Annotated in this window: 12 protein-coding genes; 3 read left to right on the top strand and 9 right to left on the bottom strand. The window is 39.3% G+C overall.

The genetic code is table 11. The features are described from left to right. Positions 1-90 precede the first annotated feature (90 nt). From ACTJKN_RS05855 to ACTJKN_RS05845, 3 genes are all read left to right on the top strand, one after another. The gene (locus tag ACTJKN_RS05855; RefSeq protein WP_440823426.1) at positions 91-1,902 is read left to right on the top strand and encodes an IucA/IucC family protein; all 1,812 of its coding nucleotides are present in this window, start codon (positions 91-93) and stop codon (positions 1,900-1,902) included. A 162-nt stretch (positions 1,903-2,064) separates the two neighbouring features. Beyond that, positions 2,065-2,691, top strand: a complete 627-nt coding sequence (locus ACTJKN_RS05850) for a M23 family metallopeptidase (protein WP_440823425.1) — start codon at positions 2,065-2,067, stop codon at positions 2,689-2,691. 194 nt (positions 2,692-2,885) lie between these two features. Then, positions 2,886-3,752 carry an NmrA family NAD(P)-binding protein gene (locus ACTJKN_RS05845; protein WP_440823424.1) on the top strand — a complete coding sequence of 289 codons (867 nt, stop codon included), beginning with the start codon at positions 2,886-2,888 and terminating at the stop codon, positions 3,750-3,752. A 61-nt stretch (positions 3,753-3,813) separates the two neighbouring features. Here the strand turns inward: ACTJKN_RS05845 and ACTJKN_RS05840 are convergent, their stop codons facing one another. From ACTJKN_RS05840 to ACTJKN_RS05800, 9 genes are all read right to left on the bottom strand, one after another. Continuing rightward, positions 3,814-4,206 (bottom strand): hypothetical protein, encoded by a 393-nt coding sequence (locus ACTJKN_RS05840; protein WP_440823423.1) that lies wholly within the window; start codon positions 4,204-4,206, stop codon positions 3,814-3,816. Positions 4,207-4,322: 116 nt separating this feature from the next. Then, positions 4,323-5,831: a M60 family metallopeptidase gene (locus ACTJKN_RS05835; protein ID WP_440823422.1), complete on the bottom strand. Its 1,509-nt coding sequence runs from the start codon at positions 5,829-5,831 to the stop codon at positions 4,323-4,325. A gap of 28 nt (positions 5,832-5,859) precedes the next feature. Then, positions 5,860-7,062: a glycoside hydrolase family 27 protein gene (locus ACTJKN_RS05830; protein WP_440823421.1), complete on the bottom strand. Its 1,203-nt coding sequence runs from the start codon at positions 7,060-7,062 to the stop codon at positions 5,860-5,862. A 96-nt stretch (positions 7,063-7,158) separates the two neighbouring features. Then, positions 7,159-10,323, bottom strand: coding sequence for a glycoside hydrolase family 2 TIM barrel-domain containing protein (locus tag ACTJKN_RS05825; RefSeq protein ID WP_440823420.1), 3,165 nt, complete (start codon positions 10,321-10,323; stop codon positions 7,159-7,161). A gap of 219 nt (positions 10,324-10,542) precedes the next feature. Continuing rightward, positions 10,543-12,246, bottom strand: coding sequence for a LamG-like jellyroll fold domain-containing protein (locus ACTJKN_RS05820; protein ID WP_440823419.1), 1,704 nt, complete (start codon positions 12,244-12,246; stop codon positions 10,543-10,545). An 11-nt stretch (positions 12,247-12,257) separates the two neighbouring features. Continuing rightward, complete coding sequence (locus tag ACTJKN_RS05815) at positions 12,258-14,216, bottom strand: M60 family metallopeptidase (protein WP_440823418.1); 1,959 nt, start codon at positions 14,214-14,216, stop codon at positions 12,258-12,260. 17 nt (positions 14,217-14,233) lie between these two features. Next, the gene (locus ACTJKN_RS05810) at positions 14,234-15,967 is read right to left on the bottom strand and encodes a DUF4983 domain-containing protein (protein ID WP_440823417.1); all 1,734 of its coding nucleotides are present in this window, start codon (positions 15,965-15,967) and stop codon (positions 14,234-14,236) included. Between the two features lie 26 nt (positions 15,968-15,993). Beyond that, positions 15,994-17,679 carry a DUF5008 domain-containing protein gene (locus tag ACTJKN_RS05805; RefSeq protein ID WP_440823416.1) on the bottom strand — a complete coding sequence of 562 codons (1,686 nt, stop codon included), beginning with the start codon at positions 17,677-17,679 and terminating at the stop codon, positions 15,994-15,996. Between the two features lie 30 nt (positions 17,680-17,709). Then, positions 17,710-18,453: a fasciclin domain-containing protein gene (locus ACTJKN_RS05800; RefSeq protein WP_440823415.1), complete on the bottom strand. Its 744-nt coding sequence runs from the start codon at positions 18,451-18,453 to the stop codon at positions 17,710-17,712. Positions 18,454-18,456: the final 3 nt, after the last annotated feature.

The following is an 18,456-nucleotide window of genomic DNA, read 5'->3' as shown; positions in this document are numbered from 1 at the left end:
TCCCGATCATAGAGAAGCGGATTTGTAATCCGGATACAAAAAGTCCAGATTACAAATCCGGACTAACCCAACATTTAAATATTAAATACCATGAATTACAACAACTTCAATCACATAAAACCCCTAAATAAAGAAATCTGGGATAAAGTAAACCGCAATTATATTGCAAAATCGATCGTAGAGTTGATGCACGAAAAATTAGCTGAACCAACGCTGATCAATACAGATGAACAAGGAAATTCTAATTTCCGTCTCAATACAGATGCTGAAGACATCTATTATACCTTTTCAGGGCAGCAACGTGCTTTAGATTACCTACATATAGATAAACAGAGCATCAAAAAATTTGTAAATGGCGAAAATTTAGCTGTAAACAACGCTCCTGCTTTTTATACCGAACTACAGCAAACTTTTGGCATTAAACCATTTACTTTGGCTCATTTTGTTGAAGAAACCCTGAATACCTTATATGCCGATGCTTACATTCATCAGAAAGGCAGATTAACCGCTGATGAACTGGCCAATGCTGATTACCAAACCATCGAACATCAAATGGATGGACATCCCTGGGCCACCATCAACAAAGGACGGATCGGCTTTAACCACAGCGATCAAGGTAAATACGCGCCAGAAGCTGATCAAAGAACCCAATTGGCCTGGTTAGCGGTACATAAAACAAGAGCAGAATTTAAAAGTGTCGAAAGTATTTCTTCATTTTCTTTTTATAATGAAGAACTCAGCTTAAAGCAGGTCCATAATTTTAATCAGGTATTAGTCCAACAGCAATTGCAACCTGAAGATTATTTTTTTATCCCTGTTCACGAATGGCAATGGAACAATAAAATCGTATTGCAGCTTGCACATGATATTGCCTATAATTTAATTGTACCTGTTGGCTTAGGCAATGATGAATACATGTGCCAAAACAGCATCCGTACCTTCTTTAATGTCAGTGAACCTAAAAAACATTATGTAAAAACGGCCATTTCTATTTTAAACACCTCCATTTTCAGGGGACTTTCACCTAAAAAGCTGGCTATTGCACCAAAAGTAACCCAGTGGGCAAAAGACATGCTTCAGGGCGATGAGTATTTAAAACAGACCCGTGTGGTGCTTTTGGGCGAAGTGGCTACTGTAGCCTATACCCACCCACAATACAGTGAAATACCCGATTCTCCATATCAGTATCAGGAATTTTTAGGGGCGATTTGGCGTGAGAGTGCCGAAAATTATTTGTTAGAAGGCGAAAACATTATGACCATGGCGAGTCTGCTTTATGTAGATGACAATGGAAAAAGCATGGTTGAGGCCCTGATAGAAAAATCGGGCCTGGATGCAGAAAGCTGGTTAAATGCCTATCTGTGTGCGTATTTAAAACCAGTATTAAGGATTTTTTACAAACATGCTTTTTTCTTTAGTCCGCATGGCGAAAACACCATTTTGGTAATGAAAAACGGCGTACCAGAGCGCATTATTATTAAAGATTTTGTTGAAGAAATTGTATTAACAGAAGAATCGAAAGCGAAATTACCGAATGACCTGGTAGATGTTTTAAGGGAGATTAATGATGAATTAGCCCCTTTATTTATTCTCTCAGGGATATTTGATGCCGTTTTCAGATACCTCAGCAATATTTTTCACAGTTACGTAGGCTTGGATGAAAAACAGTTCTGGCGTCAGGTGGCTGATGTGATTTTAGAATTTCAACAGGAAAACCAAGAATTGGCTCCAAAATTCGAAAAATTCGACCTGTTTGTACCCGAATTTATCAGGGTATGCATTAACCGGGTAAGGTTGTTAACCCACGGTTATAGCGAAAGTACTGATGTTCCGGTTCCGGAATTTATTGGTACCTTGGTTAATCCAGCAGCAGAGGCTTTGAAGGAAGATATTCTGGCGTAATGTGAAGTCAGATTTTTCCATCTGACACTACCTAAATAAATCATCGTTTGCAATCAGAGTTGTCAACTTTCTAGCGAAAGCCTATAAAAGTTGACAACTCTTTTAAACTATAAAAATAGTTTATATCGATAAAATCATTATCTTGCTTTATAAATCTTTAGCATGAAAACATTAGTATTGATCCTTTTATCCACACTTTTATTCGAAACCCCTACGATTGAAAAAGATCGCGATCGCTGGAAACCATATTATACCGATACTGCTCCAGCCAAAATAGCCGATAACTGGTTTCTTCCTTTTGATGTAGCTAACCGTAAAAAAATAAACAACATTAAAATCATCAGCATTTTTGGCGATCATAGAGATAGTTATGTTAAAGGCCACATCCACACGGCTATTGATATTAATCCTACCCAGCCTAAAGCGAAACTGGTTCATGTTTACGCCATGGCTAATGGAATAGTCTGCTCTGTGCATTTGGGCGAAAACCAACGTACAGTTGTGGTAAAACATAAACTCCCTAGTGGACTAACCATGTTTACCACTTACAAACACCTGAAAGAAGTTTATGTAAGCAATGGCCAAAATGTTGATCAAAATACCAAACTGGCCCGGTTATTTACGCCTCAGGAAAGTAAAAAGTATGGGGGCGATTACCATCACCTTCATTTAGAGATCAGAAAAAAATTTGATGATTATGGCTGTGCAAGCTGGCTGACTTTTAATAATAAACAACTGAACGAACGGTTTTATAACCCTCAGTTGTTTATTAAAGAACATATTAAATAGGATAGGTTTTTCCTCAGAGAAGTCAAGTTTGAATAGCTACACTGCCAGTAAACTTGACTTCTCTTTGATATCTAAAATAAATAAAGTTTCGGTTGGTGAGCCAGTGACACATAATAACAAATTCATAAAAATATAAACCAAGCTCCTTTTTTCTTGTTGATTAAGAAAACGCTCGTAACTTAAATATTTATGTTATGTACGTTATTCTAGGTGCATCCGGGCAGGTTGGTTCAGCCATTGCAGACCATTTATTGGCTAAAAAATTAAGCGTTAAAGCAGTTGTTCATCATCCCGATAAAGCTTCAGTAATTAAAGAAAAAGGTGCCGAAGTAGCCATTGCAGATGCTATGGATTTAAATTCATTAATCGAAGCTTTTAAAGGCGGCGATACCCTTTTTGCTTTAACACCTGAAACTGGAAAAACAGAAGATGTGTTAGGTGAAACAAAAACTATCCTCGAAAATTACAATAAAGCCATCAAGCAGTCTTCAATTAAAAAAATTGTCGGATTGTCATCAATTGGTGCACAATACAATAAAGGAACAGGTAATTTATTAATGTCGTACATGCTAGAGCATGCTTTTACAGATCTGATCATTCCCCAGATTTTTATTCGTCCTGCATATTATTACAGCAATTGGTTAGCTCAGCTGCCCGAAGTTAAAAAGAACGGAATACTACCCACCTTTTACCCTACCGATTTAACTTTGCCTATGGCCTCACCAATGGATGTAGCTTCATTTGTAGCTGATGTTTTAATGAAAGATAGTCAATCTAAAATTTATGAAATTGTTGGACCCGAAAAACTAAGTTCTGACAATGTAGCTGCAGCCTTTGAAAAAGTATTAAATAGAGCCGTTAAAGCAAAACAGATTCCACCCAAAGAGTGGGATGCTACTTTACAGAAAATGGGTTTCACTCCAGATGCCAGCAAGAATTTTATTGACATGACACAAACTGTAGTGGATGGCAAAACTGATCCTGAAAACAAGGGAACTACTGTTGTTACATTAAAAATGCGCATTTCCGAGTACTTCGAAAATGCGCTACGAGACAATTAAAATAAGTGGTTATAATATTTGTTAGTGTCAGAACAGAAATATCTGACATAGCATTTAAATCTTAATACGTAAATTTAGGTTTGCCATTATCACAGGTTACCCCTTTTGGCTGTATCACCAATGCACAATCAGAATATACACCGTATTTTTGATTATAATCAGCTTGTAGTTTGGTAAATTGTTCCACCTTTTTCAGAAAAGTGCTTTCATCTATTTTTACAGAATAAGCAATATAACCTGATGCGCCTCCGCAGGCTTTGGATCCGATTGCAGTGAATTTCCATTCGCCGGCATTTTCACAGGTAAATTGCTGAGCTGATTTTTCAATGTCTTTATAAAGCTTTTCTAATTCTATCTGATCAACATTCGGCATGGGTTCGTGGCGATCAGTACAAGCCCATACCAAACTCATTACCAGCACAATTGAAGTTAAAATAAATAGCGTCCGTTTCATTTGTTGTTATTTTTAACCTAAAACGGGAATTAAAATAAAAACGCTACATCTCTTAAGACCTATGAGATTTATTGGCAACATGCTTGAGAAACCTCATAGGTCAGGGAAGCTTTAAGTTAGTTTACCGGAGGAAAATTATAAGGTTTCCATGCACGAAGCACGCTCAGTTCTTTCTGTGTTTCTTCACTTATGCCTACCCCCCAGGTATTAAAAAATGGCGCTAGGTTTCTTTTTACCACATTAGAATATGTTTTTACCCATAAATCTCGTTTTTGCTGATCGTTTAACCTGCCTATGCTTGGCCCGATTTTTTGGTATTCTTTAAAAAACGCTTTAAAACTTTCCCATCCAAAACCTTCCTGCATCTGGCGGAACATGATCAGGCCTAAAAAGGCATCACCTTTCCATTTTTCATAACCCGCGCCTTCGGCAAAATATTTTTTCATCATCTTTTGCGTATTTGCACTTGATACACCCGTATGTGAATCGTCCCGTCCGCCCATTAACCTATCGAACATATAAATTGAAAAGAAGTTATTGCTCACTTCGGTAGTACCACCAAAAACCCAGTTCAAATTCTGCATGTTGTGACCAATTTCGTGGAAAAAGCCCCAATTTGCACCTCCCTTACTTGGTTTCATCAATAATTCAGGGTTGGCCATAATTTCGTTCGAGAGCATCTTTCTGGATGGCGAATGGTGGATCATAATCGGATAACCGCTATGCATGTATCCCCCTCCAATATGTTCATCGGGCACCATCCGTTGCGCCCTGTAAAACGGCGCGGGCATATTGGCCAGATCTAATTCTCCAAGTACAACTAAATCCCATAATTTTAATACTTCTTCGGGATTTTTGATGGTTTGCAATACACTATCAGGCAATGTTAAAATCACATTTTCAGTGGCCATTTCTCCCCAAGGTGCTTTATTGTTTTTTAATTGATTCTCCCAATCACTTTGCGTGCTTTTGCCCAATACAAAAAGCGGAGCTGTAACAGCATGGCTAATTTTAAAATCAATTTTTCTACTTTCAGCCTTAGGTTTAATATTGATGTAAATCAATCCGCCGAAAGGCGATGCTAATCTGTTTTTACCAATTACCAATTGCTGTTTTTTAGTTATAATTGGCATTCTGCGCCAATCTTCCTTGCCTGCTACCCAATAATTTAACCGGTCGCTATGTGCACCGATCTGCACTTCAAGCTCGTTTACATTGGTGTTTTTAGGTACATCAATTTCTATATACTCGCCAGCTTTTGCATATAAACCTGTACTGTACATGGTCGCATTATCGTAACCGGAATACCCTAAGGTTGACACGATAGACACTAAGCTATCAGCCATTTTTTTATGCTCGATGCTTACCGTTTTATTTATAAACTGAAAACCCGTCTTTACTGTACCTGGAAAAACCTCGGCTGATGGTTGGGCTTTGATACGCTTATAATCGGTACTTTTTAAAGTTTCATCACTCCATTTGGCAATGACTTTTCTAAATGCCGTATCGTTTTTTGAAAGGGTGTGTTGTGGCGTAATGACAATTGTTGCCGGATCTTTAGCGGCATCCTGAGCAAAGGTGTTTAAGCCTGTTGCCACTAATGCAAGAGATAATAGTGATTTCATTTGTGTTTGGTTTGTTGTTATTTAAGTGTTATGCTTTTTTTAAACGGAAAACTTTGGTTTCGTGAGCAGTTACTTCACCATTCCACTTATTATTTTTGCCAATTGCTTTATGTTGCCATAAATCCCTGATCTCATATTTACCAGTCAGCCCTAACTCGGCAAAATTTATTTTTGCATTTTGGACAGATGCCGATTTATTTAATATCGCTATCGCGAAATCTCCATTGGCTAAAGGACGAACAAAAACATCCCAGATATCGGTTTTGATTTTTCTTTCGGCCTGTTTGCCCAAAACATCCTGGTTTAATGCAATTACTTCTTCGTTTGTGAAAATGGTTTTTGCTTCATTATCCATTTTACGGATATCGCAACTCGCATATAATGGCGAATTAAGCATACTGTATAAACTCATTTGGCTTTGATATTCAGCTTGGGTACAACCTTTGCCATTAAAAGCGGATGAAGGACCTTTTGTGCCGTGTAAACCTGCAACCAGCATATCTCCATCGTTCCATTTACCTGGCCCTGAAAAGCTTGTTAATCCGGCTGTTTTATCTACCACATTGTAAATACCTACTCCACCCTTGCCCTCTACATCAACCCATTTATCTCTGATATCATAAGTGGTACGCCAGCTTTGTCCGCCAACCTGCGCACCCCAGTTCCAGGGTTCGCGTGGACCCCATTCGCAGATTCCCAATACAATATCTCTACCCGATTTGCGTAGCGCCTGGGCTATTTTACCATAGCGGGTCTTAGCGGTTTCAACATCCTCAGGGGCATTACAATAATCGTATTTTAAATAATCGATCCCCCAAGAAGCAAAAGTTTTGGCATCCTGATCTTCGAAATTTAAACTTGCGGTATAACCGCCACAGGTTAACGAAGCCGCATCAGAATAGATACCCAATTTCATCCCTTTGTTATGCAGGTAATCGGCCAGCGCTTTAATGCCTGAAGGAAATTTCTTTGGATCAGCAATGATTTTGTTTTTATTATCGCGGCCTCCCTGCCAGCAATCATCTAAAAAAATATACTGATAGCCTGCTTTCACCATTCCACTGGCAACCATTGCATCAGCCATTTCTTTAATATCTTTTTCGTTCGGATTTTCGGACATGATGTTCCAGCTCATCCAGCCCATCGGTGGTGTAGCAGCTAGTTTTGCCTCTTGCGCAAAGCTGATTTGAGCAAATAAAAATAGGTTTAAACAGATTTTGATAAATTTCATATTATTCTTTGAATAGAAGTGCTTCAATTCTTTAGGAAAATGGTCGTCATTCCCGCGAAGGCGGGAATCTCCATAGGGAATGACGAACCATCTACATTATTTGATCGGTTTGATATAATAGCTGTACTGGTAATCTTTAAATGGGATCTGGTATTGGATTAATGGCATAGAACCCCAACTATCGATCCCCTGTACGCCCAATTGCTGCATATCCATATGCACATAAATCTGGTTACGTTTTATCAGTTCGCCAGAGTGATATTGTTTTTTCTCGGCCTCAGGATCTAAATCTTCTACCGAGTATGGCAATGCATTAAAACTCAATAACTGATCGGCAAATTCGAAACGTAAGCCCTTACCTGCTTTATTGGTAAAAGTTACCCAACGTACCTCGGTTTTATTACCACTTTCCTGTGGACGTGCATAAGGGAAATACTGATCTGCAACCGTTGATTTATAAGTACCTATTAATGAAGCTGTTTTTCTATCTACATAATTTTCGCCCGGCCCACGACCATACCATTGGATATTGCTGTAATCATTTTTCAGCTGCAGATCGTTACCGATACGCATTAAACTTTTGTAGTTGCCCGTTACGGCTTTAAATTGATTATTTACTTTTACAGTACCATCAGCAGATACATTAAATTCTTGCATAGTTTCTGCATCACCTTTAAGTAGAGACGATTTAATGGTTAGGGTAAAGCCATCAGCCTTTGAATTTACAGTTGATTTAATATTGCCTGCACTGTTATCCTGATATACATTACGCCACATACGTAATTTGGTATTTAAGCCCGCACCGATATCGTTGTCGGTTGGTGCACGATAAAATCCTGGTTGTAAACCTGAAGCCAAAAGTTCTTGTCCTTTAGAAACATAGCTTGTTAACATTCCTTTAATTAAATCGAAAGTGATGGTAAAATCGTTTCCTTTAACCACTGCTTTTTCTGCTGTTTGCTCAACCTTCAAAGATTTCTTGTTGCCGGTATAAACATTGGCTCTAGGCGCTCCGGCTAATGCAATCTGCTCATAAGCAATCTCATAGCCCTTTTCTAAAAACGGCTCAGCTGTTTTTAAGCGATAGCGAACGTTCAAAAAATATTCTTTACCCATGGCATAATTCGTTCTGAATGGCAAGCTTAACAGCTGTGTTTGGCGCGGACCAATATTCAAGTTACTTACCACACCACTTTGAATCACTTTTCCATCTTCTACCAGTTCCCAGTTTAATTGTACGTTGCTAATATCTTTAAAGAAATAGCTGTTGTTTACATTGATCTGGTTGGTACCGTTAAAGGTAGTTTTGATATATTGATGAACTTTTTTCAATTCTACTGCCATTGGGGTCATACCACGGTAGGCTGTAACCACTCCTTTTACGCAGAAATCGTTATCACTAAAGTTTTCATCAACCGGGCCACTTAGCGGAAAATCACCACCATAAGCCATAATGCGTTTACCGTTTTTAACGGTATCGATCGCCTGATCTATCCACTCCCAAACAAAACCACCCTGTAGTTTAGGGTTGTTCTCTATAGCATCCCAATATTCTTTAAAATTACCCAAACTGTTACCCATAATGTGGGCATACTCGCTCATAATAAACGGACGGGTTTCTTTATCCTGTTTCGAATAACGTGGCAGATAATTTGGCGAAGGGTATTGTGGAACAATCATATCGGTATTGAAATCGCTCTCAGCCCTTTCGTACTGTACCGGGCGGAAATCTTTTCCTTTAAGCCATTGGTAAGCCTCGTAAAAATTAACCCCGTTACCTGCCTCATTACCTAAGGACCAGGTAATTACCGATGCATGGTTTTTGTCACGCTCGTACATTCTGGTAATGCGCTCAAGATGAGGAATACGCCATTGCTTATCATTGGCAAAAGTAGTTTCCAAACTGTAATAACGGCCATGTGATTCGATATTGGCTTCATCAATTACGTACAAACCATATTCATCACAAAGCTCCATCCAATAAGGATCTGGCGGATAATGAGAATGACGAACTGCATTTACATTCAGTTTTTTCATCATTTCCATATCTTTTTCCATATCTGCATGGGTTAAAGTATGGCCTTGAGTGGCATTGTGCTCGTGCCTGTTTACTCCTTTCAAAAATACACGTTTACCATTAACCAATAAATCACTTCCTTTAATTTCTACTGAACGGAAACCCACGCGTTGTGGAATTACCTCAATTATTTTATTGTTTTTATCTTTTAAAGTAATGTAAAGCGTATATAAATAAGGAATTTCTGCCGACCAGTTTTTCACATTACTGATCTGTGTTTTAAAAGAAAGATCGGTTTTATAATTTCCCAGCACTTTTTGAATTGTGGTAGCATTTTTCCAAACATTGTTTCCTTTGGCATCAACTAAATCGAGCGCTACATAAAAACTATCTGGGCGGCTATGGTTGGTGCGCTGATCGATTTTATAATTTTCTACCGCTAAATCTACATTTAGCAATCCGTTTGTATAAGTGGCATCTAAATTACCCATAACTTTAAAATCGCGGATAGCTAATTTTGGTGTAGAATATAAATAAACCTCACGCTCTATTCCCGATATGCGCCACATATCCTGGCATTCTAAATAGCTGCCATCGCTCCATCTGTAAACTTGTAGTGCGATGGTATTTTCTCCTGGCATAACATATTTGGTAATATCAAATTCTGCAGCTAGTTTACTATCTTCGCTATAACCTACTTTTTTACCATTTACCCAGATATAAAAAGCAGATTTAACAGCGCCAAGGCTGATAAATACCTGCCTACCGCTCCAATTAGCAGGGATATTGATTTTCTTCCTGTACGAACCTACCGGATTATTATCAGCAGGAATATCAAATGGAGGGTTCATTCTGGCTCCGGTTAATTGCCGGCCAGCAAATTCGTATGGTTGGTTTACATAAATTGGAAGTCCGTAACCATTCACTTCCCAGTTGGCAGGTACTTTAAAATTATCCCAGCCTTTATCATCAAAATCTGCCTTATAAAAATCTGTAGGTCTTTTACGTGGATCTTTTACCCAGTTAAACTTCCAGGTACCATTTAACGATAAAAAATATGCTGATTTTTCTTTAGCTCTTTTAGTAGCTAAATCTTGATTTTCGAAAGCAAAAGCCGATGCCCGCATAGGCAAACGGTTTAGCGAAACCACTTCGGGGGTTTGCAGTTCGGAGGGCAGATCTTGTGCGCTGATTTGCCCGGCAATAAATAGTGATGTAAATAAAATAGTTAATTTTCGCTTCATTCTGTGTGTATAATTTTGGTTTGCTGCTCCAAATTACTGATGATTAACTGATAATGATGAAAATGTTTTAGCGCAAACGTTTGAGTTTTAAATATGTTACGGAGGAGAGAAATTTATAAGGATAAATGATGTACTGCATTGTATCGTAAATAGCTTAAAAACAGAAAAAACCCTTTGCCACCCACAAGGTGGCAAGGGTCTCACTAACTAAACTAACTACTATTTTAAAAATTCTAACTCAAAGTTTTTAAGGTAAGGTTTACCGTCAAAACCGAAATCAGGGAGGATATTAATTTTCATCCAATATAATGCTAAAGCAGATACATCACTTACCGTTGATGGGATTGATAAAGATGATGTAACTGGCTCAGGTGTTGTACCTGGAGGATATGAGTTACCCAGGTTAGCCCAACTGTATACACCAGAAAGCGACATGTTATAACCAACAGGTGCTTTATTGAAAAACGTACCTTCAGTACCTTCATCCATAGGCCAAAAGCCAATTAAATTAGCGTAATTAGGGTGTTTGGTTATATCTTTAAGGCCAACATTTGCCTTTATCACGGCATCGCTAAGCGCTACATTAAAAAATGCTAAGTTTGCCCCGTAAAATGGTGTTGGCGTATCAGTGTCTCCTGCTCTATGGCCTACCCGGAGCAGCTCACTGGTAGTTAAACTTTTTCTGGCTAATATATCGTTTGTAGCTTCCAAATTCCCATCAACATACAACTTAAGCGTTCTGGCTGTCGCAACTCCCTGTGTATTAACGGTAGTATTAATACTCATGGTTAAAGTGTGCCAACTGGTTCCTGGTGGAGTGGTAGAATTTACCTGTAATTTTCCTGAACCGCCATTCGTTGTTCCCCCAACGGTAACCGACCATTGATCGCCATAATGACCCCATTGCCATCCCGTAATACTTGAACCATTCAAATTGGTACTTTTCCCAAAAAATGTAGGATAATTTACATTGGTTGAATTGAACTTGGTTTCCATTTGAACGGTAATACTCTTGGTATCTCCAACATCATAAAGGCCATTATCATTTGGCGTAACCGCCCTTGAGGTATTGGTGGCAAAAAGCACAGGATTGAAACCCGATTTTTTTAACTCAAACGGCTTAAAATCAGGGTGATAAACTAAAGTAAAACCATTTGTTGGATTTGCACTACTACCACCATGATTACTGGTTAATATCACCAGCCAATCTTCGTTTGCATAATTTTTTCTTGCTTTTAAAGCTATTAAAATATTGCCAACATATTCATCGGCCTTTACAATGGCATTTTTATAGTTGGGATTGGCAGCCACATAGCCTCCGTTGGCGCCAGCCGCTTCAACGTCTCTAAGGTTAACAAATATGGTCCCCAAACCTGTTTGGCTATTTAGAATGCTTACGGTACTGTCTTTAACTGCTATATCAGTTGATACAACAGGTGCAAAATCTGCATTTTTCATATAATTCCGCAGATTAGTCCAGGGGGTAACTAAAGCAGTTTTTACCGATTTGTACTGTGTAATGTAATCAAATACGTTCCGGTAGGATACAATAGTAGCATGTTCATCAACACCCGAACCTGCTGCACGTTCGAAATTATCAGTGCTGATCTGGTGTTTCACAAAGCTGGTACCGGTTAACATGGATACCCATCCGGCTGCATCAGAAGCCGTTTTTAAAGTATTATAAGAATATTTAGCATTCTTTTGCAGGGTTGTAATATTGGTTGGTGCAACAGTCTGCAATTCTGAACCTGTTAGTCCATCGATGCTGATGACCAAAATTTTGCGCTGCCCCGTAGAGAGTGGCTTTAGGTCTTCGTAAATTGCTGGTGGATTGGCATATTTTTTACAGCCAGAATATGTTAATAGGCCTATTGCGCAAATACAAAGCAGTATATTGTATATTTTATGGTTTGTTTTCATAATAGTGAGAGTTAAGGTTTAATAAGGTTACACTCTGATAAGTTGGCATAAGTAGCATTAGCACCGCTTTTAATCACCACTTTTACAAACTTGGCACTCACGTTACCTCCAGGAAAGTTAAAATTATAAACTGAAGTATTTTGTGGTAAAGTGGTGGTGCCCACACTTACATAATTCACATTATCGGTACTGGTAAATATCTCTACATCTTTTACATAACCACCGCTATTATTTTGTCTTTGGGCAAAAGTTACCCCTTTAACTGCTATAGGAACAGGTGATCCGGTACCTAAAACAATATTGATTGGATAGCCCAATGTATTTGTAGAGGTAGCTGTTCCATAGTTCGAATGCCAGAATGATGCGGCAGAAACAACCCCATCAACCAGCGCAGCAGTTGTTCCGTCACCAGACTGAACTGAACTTACCGATACCACAGTGGTGTTGTAGGTAATTGTACCCGTACCCCCTGTTTTGTTTAGTGGATTGTAAGTCCATATAGCCGTTTTTAGCAACGGATATTTGGCATTTACTTTTGCTACCACTGCATCACTGATCAAAATTCCCCATGCACCGAAAAAAGGTGATAAATCGGTTTTGGTATAATCAGATAGTTTTTCGTACACAAAGTTATGTTTGGTAATGTCGTTTGTATTTAAACGCTGCGCATGGCGGGCCTCAGTGTATAAATAAGTCATCGCACCGTAACCATACTTCTCAAAAATCTGTACAAAAGGTGTCATTTTCATAAAAGGCGCTTCATCCACGGTATTCATTGCAGCATCTGTATCAAAGTTTTTGGTTCCTGTACCACTTGCATAAGCAATCGCTTTAGGAAAACCGCTGGAAACTGCCGGGTGTAGAATATTGTAGTTGGCGCCAATCCTATTGGCTACTTTAAAGCTGAAGAGGTTGTTGGTGGTTTCGCCCAAGGTGCTCCAGCTCCACACATTTGCCTGTTGACAATTGTGTCCAAACTCATGATAGGTACCCCATTGGCCCGAACTGGTAGAGATTGAATTTAAGCTGGTAAAACTGGCAAACCAATAAGAATCGTTTAAGCCCACAAAAGGAAAACCCGAGTGGCCATAACCTAAACTAAGCTGAATATCGAGTACCCCACGCCACTGACTTTGAGGGCTACGGTCTCTAATATCGGGTGCATTTTCTGATAAACCCATCCAGGCATTATAATCCAAGTCAAAAACGTCGTTCCACTTGGTAAATACTGCTGTAGGATTGGTAAAAGGCTCGCTTGAATTAAAAGTTGCGATTACTTTATCCCTGGGAATGGTGAAAATAACACTTTTAGCCCTTAGCTCTAACCAAGGTACTTGCGAGGCTTTAACTTTAGCTACCCAATCGACATCGCTGGTTTGTCCCAAAATAAAATCAGGCGATACCACAGCACCTGTAATGGTAAAAGTAACCGGGTTAGCATAAGCGAAAGTAGCCAAAATGTAAATATGACCACCGTAAAGGTTACGGATATAATTTACACCAGCAACCAGTTTTTTCCTGTTATATATCACCGGATCGCGAAGCAAGGGAGATTTACCAGCCAGGTTATCGGTATGTGCACCAATCTGTACGGTTAAACCATCAACCCCTGCCGGAACCACAAGTTTGATCAGCTCACCCGGGGCAGCATAATAACCCGTACTGTATTGTGGTGACGGTGCCTCAGCAATCCTTAAATTTTGTGCGGTTTGATCGGTAAAATTAAGGTCAAGTGTAAACTGAGTATCTTTTACTCTAGGCTCTGTTTGATCTACCAAGCCAGGGAATACCCTTGCCTTGGCGTACATCGACTTATCGATCAGTTTCATATTGGTATCGATGGTTCCTTCAGATACATTCTGCGAATCATCGGGATAACCATCCGGAACTTCATAGCCATACTTTTTACAAGCAGTAAATGCTACTAAAAGAGACAGGCCAAATATTTTAGTTAATTGATTAAATTTCATTTTATCAATATTTAATGTTAATTAGTCGGTAATGATACAGTTGGGATATATAATCTGCCTGTTAAACCCCATTGAGGTGAAACAGCAATATTTAACCAATTGTATATAAGTAGTGGAATATCGACACCATTAGGTACAGAAAGGTATGCCGCAGGAGAAATATCGGGCGAGATGTTTGGCGAAATTTCTTCAAAACCGGCAAATGTTACGTTACTGCTGTAAGTAAAATTGTTTCCTTTACCTGATTGATCTAACATCGTGGTACCGCTTGTTTCATTCCCTGGCCAGAAACCTAGCAAATTGTTATAAAACGGCGTGCTCGGTTTAATCTGCGTTCTCATGATGGCGGCTACATCAGCTGCAGACATGTTTACGTTAAACAGGGCTACATCCCTGATTAAAAGATTGGTTTGCGTATCGCCATTCGTACCTACGTCACCACCTAACCTAAGTGGAATGTTGTTATCTATATTTCTTCCGTTTATAGATCCTGAATACCTGGTTAGCCCATCAACATACAAAGTAAGTGTTCTTACACCGTTTAACAGGCCAATGGTAAAGGCTACAGTGTGCCAGCGTCCGTCACGGATATCAATCCCAAAACCCGGACGTGGGGTACCGCCCCAATCTAACTGTGCAGAGTTTGCACCGAACAAAAAGCCCCATCCGGTAGATGAAACAGAGTTAAAAGCATTTCTTTTTGCCAGGAACATCGGATAATAATTGGCCTGCCCGTAATCATCCCTAAATTTGAACATAAAGGTAAAATCGCCTGTGGTACCAAAATTACCAATCGCGGTATTATTTTGAATAGCGGTAACATTAGAATTGGTTGTTGCGATAAAACGTGGGCCCGTGCCTACGAATGGATAGCTATTGGGATCTGGCTGTGAAATCAATACCGACGAAAAGCGGGGATTATAAAAAGCGATATAGGCATTTCGTGAAGCATCGTTAAAAATATTAGAACCAGGGGCACCTCCAGATGGGCCTCCACCCTTATTTGAGGCGATTACCACCAACCAGTTTTCTCCGGAATATCCCTTTCTTGCTTTTAGCGCAGTTAGCATTTCACCGATGTAACCATCTATGCTTCTTATAGCGGCCGCATAAGCAGGCGTAGCAGCGGTATAACCATTAACTGCTCCGGCCGTTTCAGCACTGTGAAACTGTGCTACTACCATTGATGGATTGTTAGTGGTTAACTCGGTTACTACTGCAGTTTTTACAGCAGCATCGTCTGCCACATTCTGTTTTATCGTTGCATCGCCTGCCAGTTTATCATTAAAAACTGTTGTTGAGGCGATTGAAACTGTTCTGGCATTATTGAGCGAACTTTTAATCCTCGTGAAAACCGTAGGAGTAGTTTGTAGGTTTAAACCCGAAAAATCTTCGCTGGTTACATTGTGCTTGGTATATTCGTAACCGGTTAGCATGGTTGTCCAGGCCGAGGCATTGGTAATTACGTTATATTTATTATCAGCCAAACCTTCGTAAGTGTAGGTGGCTTTGGCATTAATCTGAGCCAGATTGGTGGGCGCCAGTGCTTTTATTGCTACACCAGTTACACCATCCAAAACGATATAAAGTACCTTTTTACCGGCCCCCAAACCTAGGGTATCATTTCTGAAATTTTGTGGCAATGTATTTTCAAAATCCTTATTACACCCAGTGGCCATAAGGAATAGCCCAAATACCAGGCAAAAGCCCAGGTATTTTAAGGTTGCTGTTAATGTAAATCCTTTTTTCATCTCTTTTATATTTGAAACTATATTGATCAATTGGCAAAATTTAGGCGTATGATATTGTGTGGTAAGGTGCCATTAAAGCGAAGGATATCACCTACTAAAATGACCTGCGAACCCGTAGCAATTGTAGTTTCTACCATATCGTAAATTGCGCCCTGAAAACCACCTGTATTATTATACCCTACAGCTAGCTGCCCGTTGGCTTCCAAAACCATAAAACCCTGACGGAGGTAATCGCCATATTTATTAAAAGAACCACTTACAATAATTTTCCCATTGTTAAGTTGCCCAACAAAATTGGTAATTCCACCTGTAATGGGCTGACCTGTAAATGTTGTTACATTAGAGCCATCGGCATTTAACAGGTTAATACCTGATACTGCTTTACCATTAAAACTGGTGAAAGTACCTCCTACCACAATTTTATTCGTGTTAGCGTTATACCTGATGGAAATAATGTCGCTATTGGCACCAGCACCTGCATTAAAACTGTTATCTACACTGCCATCAAGGTTTAACCTTACAATTCTGTTGGCCTGTGTTCCATTAAACGTACTAAATGTACCCACCAGGATCAGCTTTCCATCGTTCTGCATCATAGCATCTAAAATCACACCGTTAGCGCCAATTGCACTTTGACGGGTTGATTTCTTATAGTGGAAAGTAGAATCCATCGAACCATCCATATTTACCCTTACCACCTGGCGCATACGTGTATAATCGTACACTTTTTCATCATAACTGGAGTTTGGTAAATACATACGCTTGTAGTTATTAAAGTTACCTACAAGGTAAACCTGCTCATTAAATACAAAGGTTTTTCTAACAAAGCCATCAACACCTGCATTAAAGGCTGTAACGGTATCGCCATTTTTATACGTCTCCTGAGGCTTAGGATTAATTACGTCCCTGAGGATCAAACTATCTAGCGTACCATTGGTATTTAGGCGGGCGACATTGTTTAAAGTTTGACGGTTGATACGCGTAGAGTTAAAACTGGTAAAACTACCACCAATAATATATTTACCAGCCTGTGATCCGGTTGCGATACGGGTAATAGAATAGATCGATTTATCGGCACCACCTGCTCCCTTTCCAAAGTTAACACCACTTGTAGAGTAAGCTCCATTGCCTAAAATCTGTGCAATGCCTCCAATGGGTAATTTTTCCGTTCCATTTAGTTCAAAGTCGTTGAAAGCACCACCCAGAAAGTAGTTACCCCCAGGTAAAGCCTCGATATCATATATGGTACTAAGGCTAAAGCCATTGTTGTTGTTATTTGTTGCACCATTAATCACTTTCCAGCTGGCATCAACACTTACTTTACCACCAACTTTAACAACCGGTCCGAAAAAACTTTGTCCCTGTGAAGTAATCCACATACTGCCTGTACTGGCTGTTAAAGGAACTTTGAACGTTAAAGTGGTATCGTTGGTAGATCCAGTAACCACTTCTGCTTCTATTTCGTTTACATATACTTTAAAATCGTTGATGTATTTACTAAGGCCTTTTACCCTTACGGTTAAAACATCTCCGGCATTGACCACATCTGGTTCGATTGTTTTGGAAACAAAAGTGAGATCCAATGGTTTCTTACCTCCGGCATAAGGATCTTCACCGAGTCCTTTTTCCTTTTGGCAAGAAACTAAAGCCGTTGTTAAGCACATTGCCCAGAACAAAAACAGCTTAAATTTATATTGTATGTTAGTTAACATTTTATTCAATTTATGGATGAGATAATAGGGCTATTTTGTTGGTGGATTAATACCCGCTGATATGGCCTGCTCGATAAAAATATTGGTATTAAAACCAAAATTATGTATGATTTTAGTCAGCACATGTAATACACCATTGGTGGGCTGAATATCAGACGTAGCAACCGGAATATTGACCAATGATACCTGAGGGTTGGACAGATCGGGAATATAAGCAAGGTATAACTGACGGTAACCCGCATAAGCTACTCTTGAAAGTTCTTCTCCTTTGTCGCTTAATATTACGGCATCGTTAAAAATTACTCCGACGTTCATAATCCTGCCGCTATAAGACGTATAACCCTGCCCCGGAAAAGCGAGGTAAGATAAAGTATCACGCTGAGGATAATCTTTTAAGCGGTTGCTGCCTTTGAATATATATTGCGATAATATATTTTTCCAAACTTCGGGTTTGATCTGCGATAATTGAGAAACAGTATCTTTACCTGTCGACCTCAATCTGATATTTAAAGCCTTAACCGATTTAAAAATCGAACCGCTTGGCGGCGCAAAAAATGTAATGTTCTCTTTGCTTACCACGTCGGCTAAACCAGCCAATTTGATCACCGTTAGGGTCGAATCGAAAAATGGTTTCTTTTCTTCCATGTACTGCATCATGTTTCCATTATATTTTGCTTCATGTAACCCCGTTTCCATATAGTATTTTTTACAGCTGGTTAAAACTGACAATACACAGATTACTGAAAATAGCAGTGTTTTATAATTGATCTTCATATC

It is taken from the genome of Pedobacter sp. 22163 (assembly GCF_052045595.1).
In the GTDB taxonomy this organism is placed as follows: domain Bacteria; phylum Bacteroidota; class Bacteroidia; order Sphingobacteriales; family Sphingobacteriaceae; genus Pedobacter.
Note: the sequence above shows the minus strand (reverse complement) of the source record. Positions and strands in the feature narration are given on the sequence as shown.

Excerpts from the sequence above, each read along its gene's own strand:
- ACTJKN_RS05855 (WP_440823426.1), top strand. The coding sequence starts at position 91 with ATGAATTACAACAACTTCAATCACATAAAACCCCTAAATAAAGAAATC.
- ACTJKN_RS05850 (WP_440823425.1), top strand. The coding sequence starts at position 2,065 with ATGAAAACATTAGTATTGATCCTTTTATCCACACTTTTATTCGAAACC.
- ACTJKN_RS05815 (WP_440823418.1), bottom strand. The coding sequence starts at position 14,216 with ATGAAATTTAATCAATTAACTAAAATATTTGGCCTGTCTCTTTTAGTA.
- ACTJKN_RS05830 (WP_440823421.1), bottom strand. The coding sequence starts at position 7,062 with ATGAAATTTATCAAAATCTGTTTAAACCTATTTTTATTTGCTCAAATC.
- ACTJKN_RS05825 (WP_440823420.1), bottom strand. The coding sequence starts at position 10,323 with ATGAAGCGAAAATTAACTATTTTATTTACATCACTATTTATTGCCGGG.
- ACTJKN_RS05845 (WP_440823424.1), top strand. The coding sequence starts at position 2,886 with ATGTACGTTATTCTAGGTGCATCCGGGCAGGTTGGTTCAGCCATTGCA.
- ACTJKN_RS05820 (WP_440823419.1), bottom strand. The coding sequence starts at position 12,246 with ATGAAAACAAACCATAAAATATACAATATACTGCTTTGTATTTGCGCA.
- ACTJKN_RS05835 (WP_440823422.1), bottom strand. The coding sequence starts at position 5,831 with ATGAAATCACTATTATCTCTTGCATTAGTGGCAACAGGCTTAAACACC.
- ACTJKN_RS05840 (WP_440823423.1), bottom strand. The coding sequence starts at position 4,206 with ATGAAACGGACGCTATTTATTTTAACTTCAATTGTGCTGGTAATGAGT.
- ACTJKN_RS05800 (WP_440823415.1), bottom strand. The coding sequence starts at position 18,453 with ATGAAGATCAATTATAAAACACTGCTATTTTCAGTAATCTGTGTATTG.
- ACTJKN_RS05805 (WP_440823416.1), bottom strand. The coding sequence starts at position 17,679 with ATGTTAACTAACATACAATATAAATTTAAGCTGTTTTTGTTCTGGGCA.
- ACTJKN_RS05810 (WP_440823417.1), bottom strand. The coding sequence starts at position 15,967 with ATGAAAAAAGGATTTACATTAACAGCAACCTTAAAATACCTGGGCTTT.